This window comes from Micromonospora sp. NPDC049230 (assembly GCF_040647875.1).
GTDB lineage: Bacteria > Actinomycetota > Actinomycetes > Mycobacteriales > Micromonosporaceae > Micromonospora.
On record NZ_JBEZCZ010000003.1, the window covers coordinates 288,869 to 314,284 of the forward strand.

At 71.6% G+C, this 25,416-nt stretch carries 20 protein-coding genes and 1 pseudogene; 10 read left to right on the plus strand and 11 right to left on the minus strand.

Annotated features, from left to right (window positions below):
* Positions 1-633: a succinate dehydrogenase cytochrome b subunit gene (locus AB0A95_RS04335; protein WP_357554171.1), complete on the minus strand. Its 633-nt coding sequence runs from the start codon at positions 631-633 to the stop codon at positions 1-3.
* Positions 634-767: 134 nt separating this feature from the next.
* Here AB0A95_RS04335 and AB0A95_RS04340 point away from each other — a divergent pair, with 134 nt between their 5' ends.
* Together AB0A95_RS04340 and rfbB are read left to right on the plus strand one after the other, a co-directional pair.
* The gene (locus AB0A95_RS04340) at positions 768-1,697 is read left to right on the plus strand and encodes a LysR family transcriptional regulator (protein WP_357554125.1); all 930 of its coding nucleotides are present in this window, start codon (positions 768-770) and stop codon (positions 1,695-1,697) included.
* Positions 1,698-1,858: 161 nt separating this feature from the next.
* Positions 1,859-2,899 (plus strand): dTDP-glucose 4,6-dehydratase, encoded by a 1,041-nt coding sequence (gene rfbB / locus AB0A95_RS04345; RefSeq protein ID WP_357554126.1) that lies wholly within the window; start codon positions 1,859-1,861, stop codon positions 2,897-2,899.
* Between the two features lie 175 nt (positions 2,900-3,074).
* Here the strand turns inward: rfbB and hrpA are convergent, their stop codons facing one another.
* Positions 3,075-7,145, minus strand: coding sequence for an ATP-dependent RNA helicase HrpA (gene hrpA / locus AB0A95_RS04350; protein ID WP_357554127.1), 4,071 nt, complete (start codon positions 7,143-7,145; stop codon positions 3,075-3,077).
* A gap of 171 nt (positions 7,146-7,316) precedes the next feature.
* Between hrpA and AB0A95_RS04355 the strand changes: the two genes are divergently transcribed.
* Positions 7,317-7,679, plus strand: a complete 363-nt coding sequence (locus tag AB0A95_RS04355; RefSeq protein ID WP_357554128.1) for a cytidine deaminase — start codon at positions 7,317-7,319, stop codon at positions 7,677-7,679.
* A gap of 22 nt (positions 7,680-7,701) precedes the next feature.
* Here AB0A95_RS04355 and AB0A95_RS04360 read toward each other — a convergent pair whose 3' ends face one another.
* On the minus strand, positions 7,702-8,061 hold the full coding sequence (locus AB0A95_RS04360) for a YciI family protein (RefSeq protein ID WP_357554129.1): 360 nt from the start codon (positions 8,059-8,061) through the stop codon (positions 7,702-7,704).
* 129 nt (positions 8,062-8,190) lie between these two features.
* Between AB0A95_RS04360 and AB0A95_RS04365 the strand changes: the two genes are divergently transcribed.
* The 5 genes and pseudogenes from AB0A95_RS04365 to AB0A95_RS04385 all read left to right on the plus strand — a co-directional run bounded on the left by AB0A95_RS04365 (position 8,191) and on the right by AB0A95_RS04385 (position 14,409).
* Positions 8,191-10,110: a multicopper oxidase domain-containing protein gene (locus AB0A95_RS04365; RefSeq protein WP_357554130.1), complete on the plus strand. Its 1,920-nt coding sequence runs from the start codon at positions 8,191-8,193 to the stop codon at positions 10,108-10,110.
* 60 nt (positions 10,111-10,170) lie between these two features.
* On the plus strand, positions 10,171-11,217 hold the full coding sequence (locus AB0A95_RS04370) for an iron ABC transporter permease (protein WP_357554131.1): 1,047 nt from the start codon (positions 10,171-10,173) through the stop codon (positions 11,215-11,217).
* Positions 11,214-12,431, plus strand: coding sequence for an iron ABC transporter permease (locus AB0A95_RS04375; protein WP_357554132.1), 1,218 nt, complete (start codon positions 11,214-11,216; stop codon positions 12,429-12,431). The genes AB0A95_RS04370 and AB0A95_RS04375 overlap by 4 nt, the downstream gene beginning before the upstream one ends.
* 20 nt (positions 12,432-12,451) lie before the next feature.
* Positions 12,452-13,216 (plus strand): annotated as a pseudogene (locus AB0A95_RS04380) (ABC transporter ATP-binding protein); the annotation flags it as partial.
* Between the two features lie 245 nt (positions 13,217-13,461).
* Positions 13,462-14,409: an iron-siderophore ABC transporter substrate-binding protein gene (locus AB0A95_RS04385; RefSeq protein WP_357554133.1), complete on the plus strand. Its 948-nt coding sequence runs from the start codon at positions 13,462-13,464 to the stop codon at positions 14,407-14,409.
* 139 nt (positions 14,410-14,548) lie between these two features.
* Here AB0A95_RS04385 and AB0A95_RS04390 read toward each other — a convergent pair whose 3' ends face one another.
* The 4 genes from AB0A95_RS04390 to trmB all read right to left on the minus strand — a co-directional run bounded on the left by AB0A95_RS04390 (position 14,549) and on the right by trmB (position 19,868).
* Complete coding sequence (locus AB0A95_RS04390; protein WP_357554134.1) at positions 14,549-15,166, minus strand: hypothetical protein; 618 nt, start codon at positions 15,164-15,166, stop codon at positions 14,549-14,551.
* 499 nt (positions 15,167-15,665) lie between these two features.
* A complete protein-coding gene (locus AB0A95_RS04395) occupies positions 15,666-16,310 on the minus strand; it encodes a hypothetical protein (RefSeq protein WP_357554135.1) in 645 nt (214 codons plus the stop codon).
* A 158-nt stretch (positions 16,311-16,468) separates the two neighbouring features.
* A complete protein-coding gene (locus AB0A95_RS04400) occupies positions 16,469-18,982 on the minus strand; it encodes a DUF3516 domain-containing protein (RefSeq protein WP_357554136.1) in 2,514 nt (837 codons plus the stop codon).
* Between the two features lie 178 nt (positions 18,983-19,160).
* Positions 19,161-19,868: a tRNA (guanosine(46)-N7)-methyltransferase TrmB gene (gene trmB / locus AB0A95_RS04405; protein ID WP_357554137.1), complete on the minus strand. Its 708-nt coding sequence runs from the start codon at positions 19,866-19,868 to the stop codon at positions 19,161-19,163.
* Positions 19,869-19,998: 130 nt separating this feature from the next.
* Between trmB and AB0A95_RS04410 the strand changes: the two genes are divergently transcribed.
* Both AB0A95_RS04410 and AB0A95_RS04415 read left to right on the plus strand, forming a co-directional pair.
* Entirely contained in the window at positions 19,999-20,628 is a 630-nt protein-coding gene (locus tag AB0A95_RS04410; RefSeq protein ID WP_357554173.1) for a hypothetical protein, read from the plus strand.
* A 262-nt stretch (positions 20,629-20,890) separates the two neighbouring features.
* Positions 20,891-21,532: a class F sortase gene (locus AB0A95_RS04415; RefSeq protein ID WP_357554174.1), complete on the plus strand. Its 642-nt coding sequence runs from the start codon at positions 20,891-20,893 to the stop codon at positions 21,530-21,532.
* Between the two features lie 138 nt (positions 21,533-21,670).
* On the opposite strand, the gene AB0A95_RS04420 is transcribed toward AB0A95_RS04415, so the two are convergent.
* The 4 genes from AB0A95_RS04420 to AB0A95_RS04435 form a co-directional block, all read right to left on the minus strand.
* On the minus strand, positions 21,671-22,546 hold the full coding sequence (locus AB0A95_RS04420) for an alpha/beta hydrolase (protein ID WP_357554138.1): 876 nt from the start codon (positions 22,544-22,546) through the stop codon (positions 21,671-21,673).
* Between the two features lie 289 nt (positions 22,547-22,835).
* Positions 22,836-23,153 carry an antibiotic biosynthesis monooxygenase gene (locus AB0A95_RS04425; RefSeq protein ID WP_088947279.1) on the minus strand — a complete coding sequence of 106 codons (318 nt, stop codon included), beginning with the start codon at positions 23,151-23,153 and terminating at the stop codon, positions 22,836-22,838.
* 94 nt (positions 23,154-23,247) lie between these two features.
* Positions 23,248-24,045, minus strand: coding sequence for an exodeoxyribonuclease III (locus AB0A95_RS04430; protein WP_357554139.1), 798 nt, complete (start codon positions 24,043-24,045; stop codon positions 23,248-23,250).
* A gap of 37 nt (positions 24,046-24,082) precedes the next feature.
* Positions 24,083-25,003, minus strand: coding sequence for a PAC2 family protein (locus AB0A95_RS04435; RefSeq protein ID WP_357077675.1), 921 nt, complete (start codon positions 25,001-25,003; stop codon positions 24,083-24,085).
* Positions 25,004-25,416: the final 413 nt, after the last annotated feature.

Here is a 25,416-nt window from a genome sequence, read left to right on the forward strand (position 1 = left end):
TCAGGACACCAATCCGGTGAGTACGGCGAACGGGACCACCAGGTATCCGGCGCACAGCAGCACGGCGAAGACCAGCGCGGCGGTGCGCGCCCGGCGCTCGCCGCGGGGCGTCTGCTGGCCGAGGCTGCGGAACGCGCTGAACGCGCCGTGGCGCAGGTGGAAGCCCACCGCGACGATGGCGAGCGTGTAGAAGAGCGTGACGTACCAGCGCTCCGGCGCGAAGTCGGCGACCACGTTGCCGTACGGGTTGCTGGCGTCGCCCTGAGGGTTCAGGTGACCGGTGGTCAGATCCAGGATGTGGTAGATCACGAAGAGCAGGATGATCACTCCACCCCAGCGCATCGTGCGGGCCGCGTAGCTGCCGTTGACCTTCTTGCGGTGGGCGTACCTGACCGGGCGGGCGGCGCGTGCGCGTCGGGCCAGCACGGTGGCGGCGACGATGTGCGCCACCACGGCGACGGTGAGCACGGTGCGCTGGATCCACAGGTACCAGGTGTGGGGCAGCAGCGGCGTGCCGATGTCGCGCAGCCAGTGCGCGTAGTGGTCGAACGAGGTCTCCCCCGTGAAGATCTTCAGGTTCCCCAGCATGTGCACGATGAGGAACAGCGCCAGCAGGATGCCCGTCACCGCCATGACGGCCTTGAGGCCGACGTTAGAGCGGATGGGCGACCGAGTTTTCGTGATGACCACGGAACCGACGCTAGGAGCACTTCAATCAGTCGTCCAATGCATCAAACTCGCAGTGTTGATAGCCGTAAGCTATCTAGATGCAACTCCATCAGCTTCGGTACTTCGTTGCGGTGGCCGAAGTACGACATTTCACCCATGCCGCCGACATCGTCGGCATAACTCAGCCCTCACTGAGTAAGCAAATTCACGCTCTGGAGGCCGACCTCGGTGCGCCGCTGTTCGAGCGGGTACGGGGCAATATCGCCCTCACGGCGGCGGGCGAGGTGCTGCTGCCGTTGGCCACCCGGATCCTCGCCGACGTGGAGACCGCCACCCGGGAGGTGCAGGAGCTGGTCGGGCTGCGCCGGGGTCGGGTCCGGCTCGGGGCAACCCCGAGCCTGGCCACCTCGCTCGCTCCGCCGGTGCTGCGCCGGTTCCGCGACGCCCACCCCACCATCGACCTCCGGGTCGAGGAGAGCGGATCTCAGGATCTCGTCCGCGACCTGCTCCGCGGCGACCTCGACCTGGCGCTGATCATCATGCCGGCCCAGGGCGCCGACCCGGGCCTGCGCGTCGACCCGATCCTGCGGGAGAGCCTGGTGGTGGCCTCGGTGGCGGAGGTCCCGACCGCCTCGGCGAGCGGGGAGCTGCACATCACCGACCTGCGCGACCAGCCGATGGTGATGTTCCGGGAGGGGTACGACCTGCGCGACGCCACCATCCAGGCGTGCCGCGACGCGGGCTTCGAGCCGACCTTCGCGGTGGACGGCGGCGAGATGGACGCGGTGCTCAGCTTCGTCGAGGCGGGCCTCGGCATCGCGTTGGTGCCGGGCATCGTGCTGGCTCGCCGGCCAGCCGTGCGGGCCACCCCGCTGGCCCCGCCCGGTGTGCGGCGGACCATCGCGGTGGCCCGTCGTCGTGACATCGTGCCGACCCACGCCGGCCGGGAACTCCGGCGGATCCTGCTCGACTACATCCACTCGGCGATCGACGGCGACGACCTGCCGCCCGGCGTGGATCCGCTCTGAACGGGCCCGGTAATCGACCCGCTGGGTTAATTCATGCTTAAGGCGTAAATATCACGGTCGGTGCCGACGGTGGTCACCTAAGGTGGTTCCTTGCGGGCAAAAGCCCCATTCGTCCCCGTACGACTCACCGACGGCGTTCCTCGCCGGCAGGGAGGCCATCCATGAGGATCCTGGTTACCGGCGGTGCTGGCTTCATCGGGTCGCATTTCACGCGCAGTCTGCTCGACGGGCGTCACCTCGGGTTCGAGCACTGCGACGTGACAGTGATCGACAAGCTGACCTACGCCAGTGATCGGGCCAACCTACCGCTCGCGCACCCCCGCCTGACGTTCGTCCACGGGGACATCTGCGACCGGCAGGTGCTCGCCGAGGTGGTGCCGGGGCACGACGCCGTGGTGCACTTCGCCGCCGAGTCCCACGTCGACAGATCCTTCGACGACCCGGCGCCGTTCTTCGAGACGAACGTGATGGGCTCGCACCACCTGCTGGCCGCCTGCGCCCGCAGCGGCGTCGGCCGGGTCGTGCACGTCTCCACCGACGAGGTGTACGGCTCGATCAGCGCGGGTTCCTGGGACGAGAGCTGCGCGCTGGAGCCCAACTCCCCGTACGCGGCGTCCAAGGCCGCCAGCGACTGCGTGGTCCGGTCCTACTGGCGCACCTACGACGTGGACGTGTCGATCACCCGCTGCGCCAACAACTACGGCCCGTACCAGCACGTGGAGAAGGTCATTCCACGCTTCGTCACCAGTCTGCTCACCGGTCAGGACATCACTCTGCACGGTGACGGCAGCGCGGTGCGCGAGTGGCTGCACGTGGACGACCACTGCCGGGCCATCGCGCTGGTGCTGGCCAAGGGCCGGGCCGGCGAGGTCTACAACATCGGTGGTGACCTCGAACTCACCAACCGCGCTCTGGCGGAGCGGATCCTGCGGCTGGCCGGTGCCGGCTGGGAGCGGGTCCGGCACGTGCCGGACCGCAGGGTGCAGGACCACCGTTACTCACTGGACTACCGCAAGATCACCGAAGAGCTCGGCTTCGCGCCGCAGATCCGGTTCGCCGACGGGCTGGACGAGGTCTTCCGCTGGTACCGGGACAACCGCGCCTGGTGGTCACCCGCCGTCGGGGAGCCCCGCGGCCCGGCGCTGACCAACGCCGTCCGGCCCGTGGCAGGCCCCCGAGGGCTCTCCGTGCACGCCCGCTGACCGCCGTGAGGGGTCGTCCGTTCCCTTTGCTCTGCACCCGCGGATGCACCAGCTACGGACCGTGAGTGTCGCCTCCGCGGGTGCAGAGCAAAGGGCGGCGGACGAACAACCGGCCACCGACCGGTCCGCGGGTGCAGAGCAAAGGACGGACAAGCCGCTGACCGACCGGAGTCGGTCAGCGGCCCTCGGCGTCGTCCATCGCGCGGTAGATCCGCTGTTCGGAGACGGGGTACGGGGTGCCCAGCGCCTGGGCGAACACGTTCACCCGCAACTCCTCGATCATCCAGCGGATCTGCCGTACTGCGGTTTCCTGTCGGCGGGCCGGCGGCAGCGCGGCGAGCAGGTCGTCGTACTCCTTCTGCACCACCGCGATCCGGTCCTGCTGTTGGCGGTCCCGCTGCGGATTGCCGCCGAGGCGTTCCAACCGGCGCTCGATTGCGGTGAGGTAGCGCAGCAGGTCGGGCAGGCGGGCGTACCCCGTCTCGGTGATGAAACCGGCGTGCACCAGCCCGGCGAGCTGCTTGCGGATGTCGGCGAGCGCGGCCACCACGGCGAGGTTGCGGGTGGCGCCGAGCCGCTGCTCCACGGCGTACGCGGCGGCGAGCACCCGGCGGGCCCGGTCCATCACCTCGACCACGGTGTCGACAAGGTCGGCCCGGACCTTCTCCCGCAGCGCCGCGAACCCGTCGGCGTCCCAGGCTGGTCCGCCGGCCGCACCGATCAGTCGGTCGATGGCCGCGCCGGCCGCGTCCTCGATCAGCCCCTGCACGCCGCCGTGCGGGTTGCGGCTCAGCGCCAGCTTCGCCTCGTTGGTGAGCCGACCCTGGAGGAACCGCGCCGGGGACGGCACGGTGAGCCGCAACAACCGGCGGGTGCCGGCCCAGTGCGCCGCCTCCGCCTCGGCGGGGGAGTCGAACACCTTCACCCCGACCGTCGCGCCCTCGTCGACGAGCGCCGGGTACGCGGTCACCGCGTATCCGGCGCGGACCTGCTCGATGGTTCGCGGCAGGGTGCCGATGCTCCACTCGCGCAGCCCGCTGCGGGCCACCTCCGGCGCGGCGGCCGCCACCACCTGGCGTACCTCCTGACGGAGTTGACGTTGCAGGGCCGGCAGGTCCTTGCCCTCGGCGACCGGTTTGTCGTCGTCGCCGAGGACCCGGAAGGTCACCCGCAGGTGGGCGGGCAGTTTGCCCGGCTCCCAGGCGTCGCGGGGCACTGTCACCCCGGTCATCCGGCGCAGCTCACGGGTGAGCGCGTCCAACAGCGACGTCTCGCCGGGGGTGATCGCCGCCAGGGCGGCCCGGGCGTAGTCCGGCACCGGGACGAAGTTGCGGCGGATCGCCTTGGGCAGCGAGCGGATCAGCGCGATCACCGTCTCCTCGCGCAGCCCCGGCACCTGCCAGTCGAAGCTCTCCGCCGGCACCTGGTTGAGCAGCGGCAGCGGGATGTCCACGGTGACGCCGTCGTCCGGCGTGCCCGGCTCGAACCGGTAGGTCAGCGGCAGGCGCACCCCGTCGGCCTGCCACTCGTCCGGGTAGTCGTTCTCGTCCACCCCCGGCCGGCCGTCGTTGACCAGCACCTCGCGGGTGAAGGTGAGCAGGTCGGGCTGCTCACGGCGGGTCTTCTTCCACCAACTGTCGAAGTGCCGTCCGGAGGACACGTCGGCGGGGATCCGCTGGTCGTAGAAGCCGAAGATGGTCTCGTCGTCGACCAGGATGTCCCGGCGTCGGGCCCGGCTCTCCAACTCCTCGATCTCGGCGAGCAGGCGCTTGTTGTCCGCCCAGAACTGGTGGTGGGTCTGCCAGTCGCCCTCGACCAGGGCGTGCCGGATGAACAGCTCCCGGCTCAGCGCCGGATCGATCCGGCCGAAGGTGACCTTGCGGGAGGTGACAAGCGGGACGCCGTACAGGGTGACCTTCTCGTAGGCCATCACCGCGGCCTGCTTCTTCTCCCAGTGCGGCTCGCTGTAGCTGCGCTTGACCAGGTGCTGCGCGAGGGGCTCGACCCACTCCGGCTCGACCCGGCCGGCGATGCGGCCCCACAGCCGGGAGGTCTCCACCAACTCGGCGGCCATCACCCAACGCGGCGGCTTCTTGAACAACGCCGACCCGGGGAAGATCCCGAACTTCGCGCCCCGCGCCCCCAGGTACTCGTGTTTCTGGGCGTCCTTGAGCCCGATGTGCGACAGCAGGCCGGGCAGCAGCGACTGGTGCACCTTCGGGGTGTCGATCTCCTCCGGCAGGTCCGCGCCGCCCCGGCGGCTCGAACCCCGGCCGGCGTCCGTGTCGTCGGCGGCGTCGCGCGCCGGCCGCCCACCGCGCCGGTCGCCGTCGGCCGGGGTACGCAGCACCTGGCGCAACTGGCCGACGATGTCCTGCCACTCGCGGATGCGCAGGTAGTTGAGATATTCCGCCTTGCACATCCGGCGGAACGCGCTGGAGGACAGCTCCCGTTGCTGCTCGCGTAGGTAGCGCCACAGGTTGAGGTACGCGACGAAGTCCGACTCCTTGTCGGCGAACCGGGCGTGCGCCTGGTCGGCCTGGGCCTGCTTCTCCACCGGCCGCTCGCGCGGGTCCTGGATGGAGAGCGCGGCGGCGATCACCAACACCTCGGTGGCGCAGCCGTTGCGTTCGCCCTCGACCACCATCCGGGCCAGGCGTGGGTCGACAGGCAACTGGGCCAGCCGCCGGCCCAGCGCGGTGAGCCGCTTCGCCGGGTCGGCCTCGGTCGGGTCCAACGCGCCAAGCTCGTGCAGCAGGTTGACGCCGTCGCTGATGTTGCGCTTGTCCGGCGGGTCGATGAACGGGAACGCGGCCAGGTCGCCGAGCCCGATCGCGGTCATCTGGAGGATGACCGACGCCAGGTTGGTACGCAGGATCTCCGGGTCGGTGAACTCGGGGCGGGACAGGAAGTCCTGCTCGTCGTAGAGGCGGATGCAGATGCCGTCGGAGGTACGGCCGCAGCGGCCCTTGCGCTGGTTGGCCGACGCCTGGGAGACCGGCTCGATGGGCAGCCGCTGCACCTTGAGCCGGCTGGAGTAGCGGGAGATGCGGGCGGTGCCCGGGTCCACCACGTACTTGATGCCGGGCACCGTCAGCGAGGTCTCCGCGACGTTCGTGGCGAGCACCACCCGGCGCGAGGAGTGCGCGGCGAAGACGCGGTGCTGCTCGGCGCTGGACAGTCGCGCGTACAGCGGAAGGATCTCGGTGCCGAGCAGCGAGCGCTTGGTCTGCACCAGTTTGCCGAGCGCGTCGGCGGTGTCCCGGATCTCCCGCTCGCCGCTGAGGAAGACCAGGATGTCGCCGGGACCCTCGGCGGCCAACTCCTCGACGGCGTCGCCGATCGCCTGGATCTGGTCGCGGACGGTCTCCTCGTCACCGTCGCCGTCCTCCTCGCCCTCGGCGAGTTCGAGCAGCGGCCGGTAGCGCACCTCCACCGGGTAGGTGCGGCCGGAGACCTCGACCACCGGCGCGGGCACGCCGTCGGGCTCGTCGGCAGTGGGTGGCCCGGCGAAGTGCCGGGCGAACCGGTCGGTCTCGATGGTCGCCGAGGTGATGATCACCTTGAGGTCGGGTCGGCGGGGCAGCAGCTCCCGCAGGTACCCGAGGATGAAGTCGATGTTGAGGCTGCGTTCGTGCGCCTCGTCGATGATCAACGTGTCGTACTGGCGCAGCATCCGGTCGGTCTGCAACTCGGCCAGCAGGATGCCGTCGGTCATCAACTTGACCAGGCTGCGCTCGCTGACCTGGTCGGTGAAGCGCACCTTGTAGCCGACCACGTCGCCCAACTCGGTGCCCAGCTCGTCGGCGATCCGGTCGGCGACCGTGCGGGCGGCCAGCCGCCGGGGCTGGGTGTGCCCGATCAGGCCGTGCACGCCGCGCCCCAGCTCCAGGCAGATCTTGGGGATCTGGGTGGTCTTGCCGGAGCCGGTCTCGCCCGCCACGATCACCACCTGGTGGTCGCGGATGGCGGCGGCGATGTCGTCCTTGCGTTCACTGACCGGCAGACCCACCGGGTACGTGATCACCGGCACCGCCGCCTGGCGGGCGGCGAGCCGCTGCTCGGCCCGGACCAGGTCGGCGGTGATCTCGGTCAGCGCCGCCTCCCGCCGCTGCGGGTCGCGCAGCTTGCGGGCACCGTCCAGCCGCCGCTGGAGCCGGCGCTGGTCGCGGAACATCAGAGGAGTCAGGCGGCGGTGCAGCTCGCGAACCGGGTCGGTCGCGACGGAGGCGGTTGGATTCTGCATGTCGTGCCCAAGGATAGGCAGCCTCGCGGCGGAGCGCCCCCGGGTTACCGAGCGGCCGGCTCTCCGAAGGGCCACCGGCCGGCTGCCCGGCGGCACCTCCGGTCCCTTCACGGCCACGAGCGGGTCCTAGAGTTGGCGGCCGACGTCGAGTGCTGGGGGAGCCGGATGGAGATGCGCGACACCGACCGCGCGTTGGTGCAGGCCGCCACGGCGGTCGCCAAGCTGCGTTGCCGCAGCCAGCACCACACTGTCGCGTCGGCGGCCCGGACCACCGACGGTCGGGTCTTCTCCGCCGTGAACGTCCGACACGACAGCGGGGACACCTGCGCGGAACTTGTCGTGATCGGCGCCGCCGCCACGCAGGGCGTGACCGAGCTGGAGACGATCGTCACGGTCACCGACCGGGGACGCGAGGTCGTCGAGCCGTGCGACAGGTGCGGGCAGGTACTCGGTGCCTACTTCCCGTCGCTGCGGGTGATTGCCGGCACTGTGGAAGACCTGCGGGTGGTGCCGATCGAGGGTCTGCGCGGCTGACCGTCGAGGGTCTACTCGGCCCTCAGTCGCCCGCGGCGGCCTCCAGCATCGACCGGGGCGTCGGCACGCTCTCGAACCGCACGGTGCCCTCCGGCACCATCCAACTTGTCACCTGTGCGACGAGCAGGCCGGCGCGGACGGCCGGATCGTCGGCGTAGAGCCCGCGTACCTCCTCCGGGGAGATCGAGAACACGACGAAGCCCCGCGGCTGGTCGTCGTCGGCGTCCAACAGCGGCCCGGCCGCCAGCACCAGCCCCTGCTCCACGAACCCCGCCTGATGGGCCAGGTGGGCGCTCTGCACCCGGTCGAACGCCTCCGGTGGCAGGTCCGGCGGATCCGACGGCCGGACCAGGAGGACGACAGTGTGCCTGTCGAATCGCATGGTCACACCCTATGGCGCGAGTGAAGCGGAATGTTCCTCTTACGGGTGTCATCGGCGTTCTGTCGCACTTGCACCCGTCCGCGAAACTCATTCTCTTATCGAGGATCGGACGCGAACGGGAGGTGTGACATGGTCACCAGACGAGGGCTGCTCGCCGCAGGTGCCGCCGGTGGCGCCGCGGTGCTGGTCCCGGGGGGTCCCACGGCCGCGGGCCGCGCGCTCGCCGGGCCGGTGCCGCTGGATGCCGCCGACATCCCGAAGTACGTCGCGCCGTTGCGCATCCCACCGGCCATGCCAGCGGTCTCGACCGGTCCGGAGCGGGACACGTACGTCATCGCGGTGCGCCAGTTCCGCCAGCAGATCCTGCCGCCCTCCTGGCCGCGTACGACGGTGTGGGGTTACGGCTCCACGGCCCATCCCGGCAGCTTCGGCTACCCGGCGCCCAGCATCGTGGCGCGGGTGGACCACCCGGTACGCGTGACCTGGGTCAACCAGCTCGTCGACCGCCGGGGCGACTTCCTGCCGCATCTGCTGGCGGTCGACCCCACCCTGCACTGGGCCAACCCGGGCGGTGGAAACGCGGACCGGGACCAGCACGGCCACCGCGACCGGCTCGGATACCGCGGGCCGGTGCCCCAGGTGGTGCACCTGCACGGTGGGCACAGCACGCAGGAGAGCGACGGGCACTCCGAGGCGTGGTACCTGCCGGTCGCCCGCGACCTGCCGTCCGACTTCGCCGTCTGCGGCAGCGCGTACGACGAGTTCCGGTCCCGCTTCGCCGAGCGTTGCGGTCTGCGCTGGGCGCCGGGCTCGGCCACCTTCGAGTACGCCAACGACCAGGCGCCCAGCACCCTCTGGTACCACGACCACACGTTGGGGGTCACCAGCCAGAACGTCTACGCCGGACCGGCCGGCTTCTACCTGCTCGGCGGTGCCGGCGACCTGCCGGACGGGGTGCTTCCCGGGCCGGGACCGGCGCACGACGACCCGCCGGACGCCCGGTACCGCGATGTTCCGCTGATGATCCAGGACCGGAGTTTCGCCGCCGACGGCGACCTGCTCTACCCGGGCGGGCACTCGTCGCCGGGCGTCGGCTCGACCATCGTCGTCAATGGCCGCACCTGGCCCAGCCTGACGGTGCAGCGGCGGCGCTACCGGTTCCGCCTGCTCAACGCGTCCAACAACCGCTTTCTGCTGCTGAGCGTGGCCGCCCATGCCACGGCGCGACCGGCCCGCCCGGTGTTGCCGATCTGGCAGATCGGCAGCGACGGAGGGTTCCTGCCTGAGCCGGTGTCACACGAACACGTGGGCCTCGGCCCCGCCCAGCGGGTCGACGCCATCGTCGACTTCACCGACGTGCCCGCCGGCACCGAGCTGTACCTCGTCAACGAGGGGCCCGACTGGGCGTACCGCGGTGGCCGGCCCGGGGTGGACTTCCCGCCGGCCGATCCGCAGACCACCGGGCAGGTGCTGCGTTTCGTGGTCACCGAGGCGACGGGCCCGGATCCGAGCGTGCCGCCGGAGCGGTTGCGGCTGCCGACGCGTCCTCGGCTGCCGGCGGCCGACCGGGTCCGGCGGTTGTCGCTCAACGAGCGGATGTCCGGCCCGTCGGGGTCGATGACGATGCTGCTCGGCACGCTCGACGAGCGTGGCCGGGGTCGACCGATGCGCTGGAGTGATCCGACGACCGAGCAGCCCACCCTGGGCGCCATCGAGGTGTGGGAATTGCGTAACTTCACCCGGCTGGTCCACCCGATCCACCTGCACCAGGCCCAGTTCGAGGTGCTCGGCCGAGGGCACTCGGGGAGGGCGCGGCCGGGCCCGGGGGAGCGGGGATGGATGGACACGGTGCTCGCGTACCCCTGGGAGGTGACCCGGATCAAGGCGCACTTCGACCTGCCGGGTCGCTACGCCTGGCACTGCCATCTCCTGGAGCACGAGGACAACGAGATGATGCGACCGCTGACCGTACTCCCGCGCGGCGGCGCGGCGGCCGGTGACGGTGGCGTGCCGGCAGGGCTCTCGACGGCATCGACCGACGTCGGTTAGGTCACTTTCCGCAGGTCGGCTAAGGTTAGGCGAACCTAAGCCCGATCGTGCAGGAGATTCGTGACCGCCCTCGCCAGCCGGCCGACCCAGGCCCGCAGCCGGTCCGGCACCCGCACCGGCCGCCGGGTGGCCGTCACCGCCGGGGCGGCGCTGGTGCTGCTGCTCGCCGTGCTGGCCAGCTTCGCGCTCGGCAGCCGGGACCTCGGCATCGACCAGGTCTGGCACGCGCTCGTCGCACCCGACGGCGGCGACGCCAGCACCATCGTGCGTGAGCTGCGCATGCCCCGTACCGCGCTCGGCCTCGCCGTCGGTCTCGCGCTCGCCGTGGCCGGTGTGTTGTTCCAGGCGCTCACCCGCAACCCCCTGGCCGAGCCGCGCATCCTCGGCATCAGCGCGGGCGCCTCGTTCGGGGTGGTGCTCGCGATCTCCGTCTTCGGCGTCGGCACGCTCGCCGGGTACGTCTGGTTCGGCATCGGCGGCGCGCTGATCGCCGGGCTGCTGGTCTTCGCCATCGCCACCCGGGCCCGCGAGGGCGCCAGCCCGGTCACCCTCGCGCTGGTCGGCGCGGCGCTCGACGCCAGCCTGACCTCCGGGGTGTACGCGCTGCTCAGCATCGACGCCCGCACCTTCGAGGAGTACCGGTTCTGGGTGGTCGGCGGGCTCGCCGGCCGCGACCTGTCGGTCACCGCGCAGGTGCTGCCCTTCGTTCTCGCCGGTCTGCTGCTGGCCGCCCTGGTGGCCCGCGGCCTGGACGCGCTGGCCCTCGGCGACGACGTGGCCCGCGGCCTCGGCCACCGCATCGGCCTGGTCCGACTCGGCGGTGGCCTCGCCGCGGTGCTGCTGACCGGTGCGGCGGTGGCCGCGGCCGGACCTGTCGCCTTCGTCGGGCTGGCCGTGCCGCACCTGGCACGTGCCCTGGTTGGCGCCGACCACCGCTGGACCCTCGCCGTCTCCGCCCTACTCGGCCCGGCGCTGCTACTCGGCGCCGACGTCGTCGGCCGCCTCGTCGCCCCACCCGGCGAGATACCCGCCGGGATCATCACCGCCCTGATCGGCGCGCCGCTGCTGGCCGTCCTGGTCCGTCGCGCCCGGGTGGTGACCGCGTGACCCCCGCCCGGCGCCCCCTGGGCTCCGCCGACCAGTCCGGTCCTGCCGACCCGCCCGGGCCGGCAGGCGTGGCTGACCTCGCTGGCGCGGCTGCCCCCGCCGACCCGGCTGACCTCGCCGGCTCGGCCGACCTCGCTGGCTTGTCGGCCGTCGCGGTCGCCGGCTCGGCTGGTGCCGACGGTGCTCGGCTGCCCGGGCGGTCGCTGGTGCGGGTCGGCCCGGTCAGCCTGCTGGTTCGTCGTCGTGCCGTGCTGGTGGCCGGCGCGCTGACCGTGCTGCTCCTGCTGGCCGTCGTGCTCAGCCTCTCGCTGGGGACCCCGTACGTCGCCCCGGCCGACGTGCTGCGTGCCCTCTCCGGCGCCGGCACCCCGTACGACCTCGTGGTCTTTGATCTTCGACTGCCGCGGGTCGTGCTGGCGGCAGTGGCCGGCGCGGCCTTCGGCGTGGCGGGCACGCTGATCCAGAGCGTGGCCCGCAACCCCCTCGCGAGCCCGGACGTCATCGGCATCACCCAGGGTGCCGGCCTCGCCGCGACAGTGGCCCTGACCAGCGGGATGGCCGCGGTGCTGGTGGCGCCCACCGCGCTGGTGGGTGGGCTGCTCGCGGCGGTGCTGTTGTTCGCCCTGGGTGCCCGGCACGGGTTGGCCGCGCAGCGGTTCGTGCTCGCCGGAGTGGCGGTGGCGTTCGCCTTCCGGGCGTTGACCGAGGTGGTCATGCTCACCGCCGACCCGATCGACGGGCTGCGCGCGCAGATCTGGCTGATCGGCACCCTCGCCGGCAAGGGCTGGGCCGAGGCCGCCTGGATCGCCGGCACGCTGCTGGTGCTGTTGCCGGTGCTGGCCTGGGCCGGCTGGGCACTGAACAGCACCGCTCTCGACGACGACACCGCCCGGGGCGTCGGGCTGCGCCCGGTGGCTCGCCGGATCGGCCTGGCCGGCACCGGTGTGCTCGTCGCCGCGATGGTCACCGCCCAGGTCGGCGCCGTCGACTTCGTGGCGCTTGTCGCTCCGCAGGTGGCCCGGCGGTTGGTACGTGCCGAACGGCCACCGCTGGTCTGCGCGGCGCTGCTCGGCGCGCTGCTGCTGGTGTTGGCGGACCTGGCCGGCCGACGGCTGCTCGCCCCCACGCAGTTGCCCGCCGGTGTGCTGACCGCGGCGATCGGCGGCCCGTACCTGATCTTCCTGCTGCTGCGCGGCCGCCGGCGGTCGTCGTGACGCCCCCAAGGAGTCGTGTGATGCTCTCCACCCGCGGCCTGGTCGTCGGCTACGACGAGCGGACCGTGCTCGACGGCCTCGACCTGGACCTGCCCACCGACGCGTTCACCGTGATCGTCGGGCCGAACGCGTGCGGCAAGTCCACACTGTTGCGCACGATGGCCCGACTGCTCAGCCCGCGTCGGGGCACGGTGCTGCTGGACGGCACCGCGATCCGTGACCTGCCGACCCGCGAGGTCGCCCGCCGGCTCGGCGTCCTGCCGCAGAGCCCACTGGTGCCCGAGGGCGTCACCGTGGCAGACCTGGTCGGCCGTGGTCGGCAGCCCTACCAGCGCTGGTGGCGGCAGTGGTCGTCGCAGGACGGCGCGGCGGTGGACGAGGCGATGACCCTGGCCGACGTGGCCGACCTGGCCGACCGGCCCGTGGACAGCCTCTCCGGGGGTCAACGCCAGCGGGTCTGGATCGCCATGACGCTCGCCCAGGACACCGACGCCCTGCTGCTGGACGAGCCGACCACCTTCCTCGACCTGGCCCACCAGGTGGAGGTGCTGGACCTCCTGCACCGGCTGCGCGTCGAGCGGGGCCGCACCGTCGTCGCCGTGCTGCACGACCTGAACCAGGCCGCCCGCTACGCCGACCACCTTGTCGCTATGCGCGCCGGCGCGGTGGTCGCCTCCGGACCGCCCCGGGAGATCCTCACCGCCGACCTGGTCCGCGACGTCTTCGGGCTCGCCTGCGTCGTCGTGCCCTGCCCGGTGACCGGCGCGCCGCTGGTGGTGCCCGCACACACCGGCGGCACCCGCGCCCCGGCTGCCGCTCCGGCGGCTTCTGCTCCTCCCGCTGCGGCTGCCGCTGACGCTGCGGCGTCTGGCAGCGTGGTCGCCTCGCCGGATGGCGCTGGCGGCCAGGGCGATGCGTCCGCTGACGCGGGTGACCCCTCTCCGTCGACGGCGTCCGTACCGGTCGCCCGACCCGCCACCGGTGACGCGGCCAACCCGCTCTCCGGTTCGTACCCCTCGAAAGGACTCTGATGCGTCGTCTCGTCGCCGCCCTCGCCGCGGCCGTCGCCCTCGGCGTCGGACTCACCGCCTGCGGTGAGAGCGACCCGGTCGCCGGCTCCACCACCGGGGAGACCCGGGAGATCACCCACGCCATGGGCACCACCAAGGTCCCGGCCGAGCCCAAGCGTGTCGTCGTGCTCGACACCGACAAGATCGACACGGCGCTCTCGCTGGGCATCACGCCCGTCGGCGCGGCCACCGCCGGTGAGGCGAAGAGCTGGCCGACCTACTTCGGCGCGGACAAGCTCGCCGGCATCAAGGCGGTCGGGGTGCTCGCCGAGCCCGACCTGGAGGCGATCAACGCGCTGAAGCCCGACCTCATCCTCGGCAGCAAGTTCCGCCAGGAGAAGTTCTACGACGAGTTGGCCGCCATCGCGCCGACAGTGTTCACCGACAAGGTGGGCATCACCTGGAAGGACAACTTCCTCCTCGACGGCAAGGCGCTCGGCCGCGAGCAGCAGGCCAAGGACCTGCTCGCCGCCTACGAGAAGCGGGCCAAGGACTTCGGCGCGACCCTCGGCGACGCCGCCGCCCGCAAGGTGTCGATCGTGCGCTTCCTCCCGGGCAACATCCGGGTGTACGGCCCGGACTCGTTCTCCGGCATCGTCCTCGGTGACACCGGGTTGGGTCGCCCCGAGCGGCAGTTGCTCGCGAACAAGGAGGACAAGCGCTTCGACCTGGTCAGCCCCGAGCGGGTCAACGAGGTCGACGGTGACGTCATCTTCGTGACCGCGTACGGCGACAAGGCCGCCGCCGAGCAGGCAAAGGTGGCCGGCGGGACGCTCTGGAAGGGCCTCGGCGCGGTCAGGGCCGGCAAGGCGTACTCCGTCTCCGACGAGGTCTGGATGACCGGCATCGGCGTCGGCGCCGCCAACAAGATCCTCGACGACCTGACCAAATACCTCCCCGCCGCCTAATCGCCCCGCGCCCCGCGCACGTCTCAAGATCCGCGCAACTTCGGGGAAACTGCTGCCTCGCCAGCTCGCGAGGCAGCAGGATCCCCTGTAGTCGCGCGGATCTTGGGGTGCCTGGGGTCGGGGCGCTTGGGGGTTGGGGTCAGCGGGAGCGGGATTGCAGGGCTTGGCGAAGTTCGGCGAGGAAGCCGTCGAAGTCCTCCCGGAACCGGTTGGCGGTGACATGCAGAACGATCCAGTCCTCGCCCATCAGTCGGTTGAGGCGGCGTCGGTCTCGGTGGAACTGCCCGGGATCGTCGTGCCACAACCCGTCGTACTCGACGGCGACCCTGAGGTGCGGCCACGCGAGATCGAGACGGGCCACGAATCTCCCATCACGCCCGACCACGAACCGCGTCACGGGCGTCGGCACGCCGGCCAGCACGATCCGCACCCGGAGTCGCGACACGGGGATCGATTCCGCGCCCGCGTCGGCCAGTTCAGCTACCCGCATCATCCGTCTCCAGCCCCGGTCGCCCACTCGCGATCGGGAGCCCGCACGAAGCTCACTGATCACCACCAGCCGCTGGCCGGCCAGGCGATCCACGACGGCGACGGCCTCCTCCGTCGGCAGCCACTGGGCCAGGTCCCAACAGGTGCGCGCAGGCGTGGTCAGCGGAATGCCCTGACGTAGCGCGATGTCGGCCGCGGCGATCGCGCCGGTGTGCACAACGAGCCCCGAGACGGGACCGAACCGCTGGCCGGCCAGCCACGAGCACATCGAGGGGCTCGTGGCTGGCAACCGATGCCGCGCCGTAGAGCGCCGCCGCACTACGACCAGCGATCACCACACCCGTTGGCAACACCCAGCGCACAGCGGCGGCGCAACGAGTGCGGAGCGTGACCTGCATCCGGGCATCCGCGTAGACGTCCCGAAACAGTGGACGCCAGGCCGTGCTGCGCGGCTCCGTTCGGGTGAGCAGGCCTTGGGCAACGGCACGGGAGCCGCGAAAAACGCGCCCCCGCAGACTTGCCGGCCGTCGTGGGGAAACAGGCATGACGACACCTTGGGCCGGCGGAGGAGCGCGTCCGCAGCCCCTGTGGATAACCCCCTGAACACCAAGATCCGCGCAACTTCGGTGTTCTTGCTGCCTCCTCGCCACGCGAGACAGCAGCATCCCCGAAGTTGCGCGGATCTTGGGCGGATAGAGCGCGGCGGCGGCGGTCGGATGTGGGGGTGGGAGTGGGGGTTGGGCGGGTGGGTGGGTGGTGGGTGGGTGTTAGGCGGCGGTGGACCAGATGGCTTGGAAGGCGGCGGCTTCGCCGGACAGCCAGCGTTCGATCTGGTCGGGCTTGGCGTCGGTGGGCATGCGGTGGGCCTGGCCACGGCGGACGTCGACCAGGACCGGCTCGGCGTGCGGGAGCACCGCGTCCATGTGTCGGGCCATCAGGTGCAGGGTGGCGAGCACCGACTCCTCGCTCGGTGGGGTCTCGTCGAAGTGCAGCCGGACCGCTTCGGCGCGACCGTCGGCGTGGCGTACCCCGAAGTGCGGGTTGATCTTGACGGGCAGGTCACCCAGCATGGCCAGGGCGTCGCGGGTCTGGGCCAGGTCGAGGGCGGCCGGGTCGCCGAGGGAGTGCAGCCAGGCCGTGGCGCCGGGGACGAGCGCCTGGTAGAGCGGGCGCCAGCGTGGCTTGACCACGTCGACCACCCCGGCCAGGTGCGTGCCGCCGGTGTGGAAGGCGATGTCGGCCTTGAGCGCCTTGACGAACTGGCCGTGCGGGTTGAAGCCGGACCGGCTGGCACGCTGCTTGCGCAGCCCGCCCACGAAGGTCGCCTTGGTGGGGCCGGTGCGGTCGACGTAGCGGGTGAAGCCGAGCAGTGTGGCGTAGGGGGTGAGGGGCGTGGAGGCGGGAGCGGTCACGGGCGTCCTCCCTAGTCGTAATCCTGCAGGTCAGGAACTCGATTAGTACATACATTCTAATCGACGGGTCTGACATCGCCCAGCGAAAACGAGGGTGCGGAAAAGGCGACAAAGGGGGCCGTCCGCGATGCGGACGACCCCCTCTGTCGGGAGGACTGTCAGAGCTGGCCGACGTCGGTGATCCGGACCACCGCCGCGCCGACCTCGTCCGAGGCCACGAGATCGATCTCGGCGCTGATGCCCCAGTCGTGGTCGCCGTTGGGGTCGTCGAAGCTCTGCCGGACGGTCCACCGCTCCCGGCCCTGCTCGATCATCAGCAGCGCCGGCCCGCGGGCGTCGGGACCGACGCCGATCGAGTCGTACTCCTCGAAGTACGGCGCGAGCGCGTCGGCCCACGCGTCGTAGTCCCAGCCGTCGGCGGCGTCCAGCTCGGCGAGCAGATCCCAGCGGCGTAGCGCGGCCAGCTCGACCCGGCGGAACAGCGCGTTGCGCACCAGCACCCGGAACGCCCGCGCGTTGCGGGTCACCGCGGGCGGCCGGTCGGTCAGGGAGGCGTGCGCCTGGGCCACCTCGGCCACGTCGGCCGGGTTGCGCAGCCGCTCCCACTCGTCGATGAGGCTGGAGTCGACCTGGCGGACCAGCTCGCCCAGCCACTCGATGAGGTCGATCAGCTCCTCGGTCTTGGCGTCCTCGGGCACGGTCTGGCGCAGCGTCTTGTACGCGTCGGCCAGATAGCGCAGGACGAGGCCCTCCGAGCGGGTCAGCCCGTAGAACTGCACGTACTCGGTGAAGGTCATCGCCCGCTCGTACATGTCGCGGACCACAGCCTTGGGGGAGAGCTGGTGGTCGGCGACCCAGGGGTGGCCCTGGCGGTACATCTCGTACGCGGCCTCCAGCAGCTCCGCGAGGGGCTTCGGGTGGGTCACGTCGTCGAGCAGTTCGAGGCGTGCCTCGTACTCGATGCCCTCGGCCTTCATCGCCGCGACCGCCTCGCCGCGCGCCTTGAACTGCTGCGCGGACAGGATCTGCCGGGGGTCGTCCAGGATCGACTCGATCACGCTCAGCACGTCGAGGGCGTACGACGGGGACTCGGCGTCGAGCAGCTCGATGGTGGCCAGCGCGAGGGGCGAGAGTGGCTGGTTGAGCGCGAAGTCGAGCTGGAGGTCGACGGTGAGCCGGATCCGCCGGCCGGTCTCGTCCGGCTCGGGCAGCTCCTCGACGACCCCGCCGGCGCGCAGCGCCCGGTAGATGGCGATCGCCCGGCGGATGTGCCGGCGCTGGGCGGCGGGCTCCTCGTGGTTGTCGGTGAGCAGGTGGCGCATCGCGGTGAACGCGTCACCGGGTCGGCCGATGACGTTGAGCAGCATCGAGTGGCTGACCTGGAAGCTGGAGGTCAGCGGTTCCGGTTCGGCGTCGACAAGTCGGTCGAAGGTGGGCTGGCCCCAGCCGATCGAGCCCTCCGGCGGCTTCTTGCGGACCACCTTGCGCCGCTTCTTCGGGTCGTCGCCGGCCTTCGCGAGGGCCTTCTCGTTGTCGATCACGTGCTCGGGCGCCTGCACCACGACCCGGCCGATGGTGTCGTACCCGGCCCGGCCGGCCCGCCCGGCGATCTGGTGGAACTCCCGGTTCTTGAGCAGCCGGGTACGGACCCCGTCGTACTTGGACAGGCCGGTGAACAGCACGGTGCGGATCGGCACGTTGATGCCGACGCCGAGGGTGTCGGTGCCGCAGATGACCTTGAGCAGGCCGGCCTGGGCGAGGGTCTCCACCAGGCGGCGGTACTTGGGCAGCATGCCCGCGTGGTGCACGCCGATGCCGTGCCGGACCAGCCGGGACAGCGTCTTGCCGAAGCCGGAGGTGAACCGGAAACCGCCGATCGCCTGGGCGATCATGTCCTTCTCGGCGCGGGAACAGACGTTGACGCTCATCAGCGCCTGCGCGCGTTCCAGCGCGGCGGCCTGGGTGAAGTGCACCACGTACACCGGGGCCTGCTTGGTCTCCAGCAGCTCTTCCAGCGTCTCGTGCAGCGGCGTCATGGCGTACGAGAAGATCAGCGGGACCGGCCGTTCCGCCGTGCGCACGACGGCGGTCGCCCGTCCGGTACGGCGGGTCAGGTCGTCCACGAACCGGGTGGTGTCCCCGAGGGTGGCGGACATCAGGATGAACTGGGCCTGCGGCAGCTCGATGATCGGCACCTGCCAGGCCCAGCCCCGGTCGGGCTCGGCGTAGAAGTGGAACTCGTCCATGATCACCTGGCCGACATCGGCCTTCGTGCCCTCGCGCAGCGCCAGGTTGGCCAGGATCTCCGCGGTGCAGCAGATGATCGGGGCATCGGCGTTGACGCTGGCGTCGCCGGTGAGCATGCCGACGTTCTCGGCGCCGAAGACCTCGCACAGGGCGAAGAACTTCTCCGACACCAACGCCTTGATCGGCGCGGTGTAGAAGGTCGTCCGGCTGTCGGCAAGGGCGGCGAAGTGCGCGGCGATCGCCACCAGGCTCTTGCCCGAGCCGGTGGGCGTGTTCATGATCAGGTTCGCGCCGGAGACGATCTCGATGACCGCCTCCTCCTGATGGGGGTAGAGGTCGAGGCCGCGCTCCTTCGCCCAGCCGGCGAACGCGTCGAAGAGGGTGTCGGGGTCGGCGCTTGTCGGCAGCGCGGCGGTGAGCGTCATAGCCTGTCCATGGTGCCTGGATCATGCCCCCGCGCGCCAACCCGGCCCCCGCCGGGCTCCTGCCGGGGTGCGTCGAACGCCCCGTCGGGCCGCTGTCCGGGTGCGTCGAACGCCCCGTCGGGCCGCTGTCGGGGTGCGTCGAACGCCCCGTCGGCCTTCTGGGCGGGTGTGCCGGCGGTCACCGGCGGCGGTACAGCAGGTCCGCGACGGGCCGGCCGGCGGTGATCGCGCGCCGTTCGAACTTCGTCACCGGGCGGTGCGCCGGACGCGGCGCGAAGCCGCCGTACGCGTCCACCAACTCCGGGTCCGCCTCCAGTGTCGTCCGCATCGCCTCGGCGTACTCGGCCCAGTCGGTCGCGCAGTGCAGCGTGCCACCGGGCCGCAGTCGGGACCGCAGCAGCGCCACGTGCGTCGGCTGGATGATCCGCCGCTTGTGGTGGCGGGCCTTCGGCCACGGGTCCGGGAAGAACACGTGCACCGCATCCAGCACACCCTCGGGCAGGCCGTTGACCAGGGACAACGCATCACCCTGGGCCACCCGCACGTTGCGTAGACCGTGGCGGTCCACCAGGTCGAGCAGGTTGGCGATTCCCGGGGTGTGCACCTCGACCGCCAGATAATCTCGGTCCGGGTCGGCGGCAGCCATCGCGGCGGTGCTGTCGCCCATGCCCGAGCCGATCTCCAACACCACCGGCGCCCGGCGACCGAACAGGTCGGCCAGGTCGACGGGCACGACCGGTCCGTCCGGCACATCCAGGCCGTACGCGGGCCAGAGACGGCCCAACGCGTCGGTCTGCCGGTCGCTCATCCGACCTCGACGGGGGTGGAACGTGCGGATTGTCCGGCTCACGGGCGGGGCGGCGGGGTCGTGCTCGGTGGCGGTCACAGCGATCCGAGAGTACGCGACGCCGCCGACGAATCGGATGTGATGTGCGACCGGAAATGAGAGGATCCAACTGGTACGGCAGGTCGGGGGTTCCGCTGCCCGACTCGGCCGCGCGGCGTCGAGAGGGGGCATCGTGACAGTGACCCGTGGCGGCGTGACCCTGTCGGTGCTGACCGTACTCGCCGGCCCCCTGCTCGCCGCCCCTCCCGCGTTCGCGGCTCCGGCGTCTGTCGTCTCGGTGCTGGCCGTTCCGGCGTCTGCCGTCTCGGTGTTCGCGGCTCCCGCGCCGCAGCCCGAAGGCCCACCGGGTGGCGCGCCCCAGCCGACGCCGATAGACATCTTCGTCGAGGTGAGCCCCAGCACGGTGCAGCCCGGCTACCTGGTCGGGATCCGGGCCAGTTGTCAGGACAACTCGGTGGGCGCCACAGTCGTCTCCGACGCCTTCGGCGCCGTCGGCGTACAGCCGCAGGGTGGGGTGCTCACCGCCGCGCCGATGGTGCGCGAGCGTACGCGCCCCGGCAACTACCGGGTCAAGCTGGAGTGCCGTGACGGTGAGACCGCCTCGACAATGCTCCAGGTGGTCAAAAAGGTTCCGGCGCATCCCAGTCGCGGTCCGGCCACCGGCTTCGGCGGCGGTGCCGACGGAATGACCGGCAAGCTGCTGCTGCCCGGAGGCGCGGCGCTGACCGTCACCGGGTTGATCCTCGCCATCGTGGCGCTACGCCGGCCACATCCGGTCCGTGGCGCGGCGCGTCGCTGAGCCTGTCATGGAGATCTTCCACCCCCCGCCGCCGCCCGGTTCCCGCCAGCCGGGTGCTGCTGGCTCGTCGCCTCCGGCCGGTTCCCGCCAGCCAACGGATGATCGTGCGGTGGGCTCGGACCGTCGGGACGTCGTTGCTCGTCGGCCCGTGGACGATCGTGGGCTGGGCTCGGATCGGCGCGAGATGGTTGCCCGTCGGCCGGTGGATGATCGGGCGGTGGGCTCCGATCGACCGGTGGTCGCCGGTCGCCCGGCGACCGCCGTGGCGCCTCGGCGGAGCCGCCCGACCGGCCGCAGTCCCTGGTCGGTGCCGCTGGCCGTGGTGCTGGTGCTGGCGGGGGTCTTCGCCACCGGGGCGGGGCTGGGCCGGTCGGTCGGCCCGTTCGACTGGGCTCCGGCCGGCGGGGACCGGCCGGCGCGCAGCGAGTCGGTCGGGTTGTCGGCCAGCCGCCCGGTGCGCCTTACCGTGCCCGCCATCAAGGTGGCCGCGCCGGTGGCACCCGTCGGACAGGCCCGGGACGGCTCGATCGCCGTACCGCCGCTGGAGCGGCACAACGAGACCGGCTGGTACGACCGTGGTCCCACGCCCGGCGAGCCTGGCCCCGCGGTGATCGTCGGGCACGTGGACACCAAGAGCGGACCGTCGGTCTTCTACGATCTGGGTAAGCTGAAGCCGGGCGACCTCATCGAGGTGGCCCGGGCGGACCGGTCGACGGTGATCTTCAAGGTCGACACAGTGGAGCACTTCCCGAAGGACCGGCTGCCCGCCGAGCGCATCTACGGCGACGACGGCCCCGCCGGGCTGCGGTTGATCACCTGCGGCGGCCAGTTCATCGGAGGCCGCACCGGTTACGCCGACAACGTGATCGCCTTCGCCACCCTCCAGGCGTCCCGCAAGCCCTGACCCGCGCTTGCCTGGCCGCCCGCTACGGCTTGATCGACTCGGGTTCATGGAAGTCGGGGTGTCAGCCAGACCGGGACAGCCCGGTTTTCGTGAACCCGAGTGGATCAACCGGGACGGCGCGGGCAGGTCGGCCCGGCGTCAGCTCAGGAAGGCGAGGAGTTGGCGGCTGGTCTCGTCCGGGGCCTCTTCCGGGATGAAGTGCCCGACTCCGACCGGCTCACCGCGTACGTCGTCGGCCCACTCCCGCCAGATCGCGAGCGGGTCGTCGTAGAGCTTCGCGACCTGACCACGCTGGCTCCACAGGAACAGGACCGGGCAGCCGATCCTGCGGGTGCCGCGATCCGCCTCGTCCTGCTGGTAGTCCAGCGTCGCCGCCGCGCGGAACTCCTCGCAGATGGCGTGGACCGTGGCGGGATCGCTGAACTGCCTGACGTACGCCGCGCGTACCTCGGGTGGGAAGGCGTCCTTCACCTCGGGCCAGGTGTCGAGCATGAAGTCGACGAGCACGGCGGGTGCCGCGTCGATGAAGCGTTCCGGCACCGGGGACGGTGCGGCCAGGAAGGACCACACCCAGTAGGAGAGGCTGAACGTCCGGTCGGCGCGGTTGTAGACGTCGCCGATGGGCACGACGTCCAGGACGGCGAGCCGGGTGACGGCGTCCGGTTCGTCCAGCGCGAGACGGTACGCGCACCGGGCTCCGCGATCGTGGCCGACGACCCGGAACCGCTCATACCCCAGGCTCCGCATCACCTCGACCTGGTCGCGGGCGATCGCGCGCATGCTGTACGGCTCGTGGTCCGCGGTGCTCGGTGGTTTGCCGCTGTCGCCCCACCCCCGCAGGTCGGTGGCGACGACGGTGTACGTCTCGGCGAGCCGCGGCGCGACCTGATGCCACATGAGGTGCGTCTCGGGGATGCCGTGTAGGAGCAGGACCGGCGGCCCGCTCCCGCCCCGGCGGCCGTGGATCGTCGCGCCGGACGTGGCGATGTCGAATTCTTCGAACCCGTCGAACATGGCCGGAATCCCCCGTGACTGCCTGGACTCGCCGGTGCCGACGGCCTGTGGGCAGGGTGACTGACGGTCGACGCTGCCGGGCTGCCCGGGCGGCCGGCTATCCGGTCGACACGCTCCGACGCTATCAGCGCAGACCGCCCCCTGCCCCGGGGTTCGCTCCGGCGGAGGATCCGCGCATTTTGATCCACTCGGGCTTCAGGAAACCGCGCTATCCCACCCCCGGGGACACCCCGATTTCCTGAAGCCCGAGTGGATCACGCGTGAGCGCCCGGTCACGGCTGGCGGGCGGTCACGGCTGGGGGACGTGCAGGGCCACCTCGAACTCCAGCAGGCTGGCGCCGGTGGCGACCGGGGGGCGTGGCTTCTCGCCGGGCGCGGCGGCGTGGGCGGCCCGGGACGGGCCGGCGGCCCAGGCCTGGTACGCCTCCTCGGTCTCCCACCTCGTGTAGACGAAGTAGCGGGTCTCGCCGGCCACCGGTCGGAGCAGCTCGAAGCCGAGGAAGCCGGGGGAGTTCTCCACCGCGCCGGCTCGGGCGGCGAACCGCTTCTCCAACTCCGCGCCACCGCCGGGCGGAACCTCGATTGCGTTGATCTTCACGACTGCCATCTGCCCACCCTAGCCACAGCCCTGCGCGTGGGTGCGTCACCGGGCTGCGCGCGTGGGTGCGTCACCGGGCTGCGCCCGGACACGGAGACCGCGCTCAGAACCCCTCGACCGTGGGCACCAGTTCCGCGTCGACCACGATCGGGGCGTGGTCGGAGGGGCCCTTGCCCTTGCGGGCCTCCCGGTCCACGTAGGCCGAACCGACGGCGCGGGCGAACGGCGCGGACGCGTACACCAGGTCGATTCTCATGCCCTTGTTCTGGTGGAACATCCCGGCCCGGTAGTCCCAGTAGGTGAAGGGGTGCGGCCCCTTCATCGGGGTCGGCACCACGTCGACGAGGCCCAGGTCGCGCAGGGCCGCGAGCGCCGCCCGCTCCGCCGGGGTGACGTGGGTGGAGTGGATGAACACCGCCGGGTCCCAGACATCGGCGTCGGTCGGGGCGACGTTGAAGTCGCCGCAGACGGCCAGCGGGAGCCCACCGGCCAGTTCGGCCTCCACCGCGTCGCGCAGCGCCGCGAACCAGGCCAGCTTGTACGCGTAGTGCGGGTCGTCGGGCGTTCGGCCGTTCGGCACGTACACCGACCAGACCCGGACCCCGTCGCAGGTGGCGGAGATGGCGCGGGCCTCCGGGTCGGGGAAGCCGGGCTCACCGGCGAACCCGACCCGGACGTCGTCCAGCCCGACCCGGGACAGGATGGCGACCCCGTTCCACCGGCCGTCGCTGTGGCTGGCCACGGTGTAGCCCAGCGCGCCCACCTCGGTCACCGGGAAGGCGCCGTCGGGGCACTTGGTCTCCTGTAGGCAGACGACGTCCGGCCCGGTGTCGGCCAGCCACTCCAGCAGCCGGGGGAGACGGGCCTTCACCGAGTTGACGTTCCAGGTCGCCAGGCGCATGCCCCCAGCCTGCCGCATCCGCCCCCGGCGTGCCGGGTCAGCTGCCCGGGGTGTCGCCGGGTCGGGTCTGTTCGGCCAGGAACCGTTCCAGTTCCGCGCCGAGTTCGTCGGCCGTGGGCAGCGGCCCGGCGTCCGGGGCGAGCAGGTTCTTCTCGCCCCGACCCCGGGCGAACGCGTCGTACTGCTCCTCCAGGGCCTGGACCAGGGCGGCGGCGTCCTCGGTCTGGGCGACCTGGCGGTCGATCTCCACCCGGACCACCTCGGCGGCCGAGCGCAGCCCGTCGCCGGGCAGCAGCAGCCCGGTGCTGCGCGACACGGAGGTGAGCAGCACCTCGGCGGCGGCCGGATACTCGGTCTGCGCCACGTAGTGCGGCACGTGGGCGGCGAAGCCCAGCGCGTCGCGGCCCTGCTCGCCGAGGCGGAACTCCAGCAGGTGGCCGACGCTGCCGGGCACCTGGACGCGTTGCAGCCAGGGTTCGTACCCGGCGATCAGCTCGGGGCGGGTGGCGTGCGCGGTCACCCCGGTCGGTCGGGTGTGCGGCACGGCCATCGGGATCGAGTTGAGCCCCACGGTGAGCCGGACGTCCAGGCGGGCGGCCAACCCGGCCACGGCGGCGACGAACCGCTCCCACTGCAGGTCCGGCTCGGGGCCGGTGAGCAGCAGGAACGGGGTTTCGTCGTCGTCGTGCAGCAGGTGCAGCTCCAGCTTGGGCGCGTCGACGCTCTCCCAGTGGTCCTCGACGAAGGTCATCACCGGTCGTCGCGACCGGTAGTCGAAGAGTTGGTCGACGTCGAACGTGGCGATGGGCCGGCCCTCCAGCGAGGTGAGCAGCTGCTCGCGCGCCAGCCGGCTGGCGTTGCCGGCGTCCACGAACCCGGTGAGGGCCTGGATCAGGACCGGTTGCCCGAGGTCGGGCAGATCGTCGGTGAGCTGGTAGAGCTCATGTGGGTCGAGCACCGGTGCGGACCTCCCTGAAATGTGCCTGCGGGGCGCCCACGCGACGGAGGGCACCCGTTCGGGCAACGTACCCGCCATCCTGGTGCATTCCTGCGCCGGGCGATCCGTCGCCCGGGGGTTGGGCGTGACCGGACTAATCGCCCGATTATGCCGCCGGATGGATGCGATCGGCTGATCGGCCGAGGGCCGGTTCGGCCCAAAGGCCGAGTTTGTCGATCATGTCAGGCCCGGGCGTCGGATGTCCGGGCCTGACACCGGCCGTGCCGGCCTGCGTGGGGCGCCGGCTTCATCCGGTACGCGAGGAACGTTCCCCGGGCGGGTCGACCCGCCCGGGTCGTCCACCAGTGCGGCCCCGATCTGTGGTGATCGCCACGTGATCACCGTGCGTAATCGGGGTCTCTCTCTGCCTAGCC

Coding starts and splice junctions, on each gene's coding strand:
- AB0A95_RS04335 (WP_357554171.1), bottom strand. CDS start 633: ATGGCGGTGACGGGCATCCTGCTGGCGCTGTTCCTCATCGTGCACATG.
- AB0A95_RS04340 (WP_357554125.1), top strand. CDS start 768: ATGCAACTCCATCAGCTTCGGTACTTCGTTGCGGTGGCCGAAGTACGA.
- rfbB (WP_357554126.1), top strand. CDS start 1,859: ATGAGGATCCTGGTTACCGGCGGTGCTGGCTTCATCGGGTCGCATTTC.
- hrpA (WP_357554127.1), bottom strand. CDS start 7,145: ATGCAGAATCCAACCGCCTCCGTCGCGACCGACCCGGTTCGCGAGCTG.
- AB0A95_RS04355 (WP_357554128.1), top strand. CDS start 7,317: ATGCGCGACACCGACCGCGCGTTGGTGCAGGCCGCCACGGCGGTCGCC.
- AB0A95_RS04360 (WP_357554129.1), bottom strand. CDS start 8,061: ATGCGATTCGACAGGCACACTGTCGTCCTCCTGGTCCGGCCGTCGGAT.
- AB0A95_RS04365 (WP_357554130.1), top strand. CDS start 8,191: ATGGTCACCAGACGAGGGCTGCTCGCCGCAGGTGCCGCCGGTGGCGCC.
- AB0A95_RS04385 (WP_357554133.1), top strand. CDS start 13,462: ATGCGTCGTCTCGTCGCCGCCCTCGCCGCGGCCGTCGCCCTCGGCGTC.
- AB0A95_RS04390 (WP_357554134.1), bottom strand. CDS start 15,166: ATGTGCTCGTGGCTGGCCGGCCAGCGGTTCGGTCCCGTCTCGGGGCTC.
- AB0A95_RS04400 (WP_357554136.1), bottom strand. CDS start 18,982: ATGACGCTCACCGCCGCGCTGCCGACAAGCGCCGACCCCGACACCCTC.
- AB0A95_RS04420 (WP_357554138.1), bottom strand. CDS start 22,546: ATGTTCGACGGGTTCGAAGAATTCGACATCGCCACGTCCGGCGCGACG.
- AB0A95_RS04425 (WP_088947279.1), bottom strand. CDS start 23,153: ATGGCAGTCGTGAAGATCAACGCAATCGAGGTTCCGCCCGGCGGTGGC.
- AB0A95_RS04430 (WP_357554139.1), bottom strand. CDS start 24,045: ATGCGCCTGGCGACCTGGAACGTCAACTCGGTGAAGGCCCGTCTCCCC.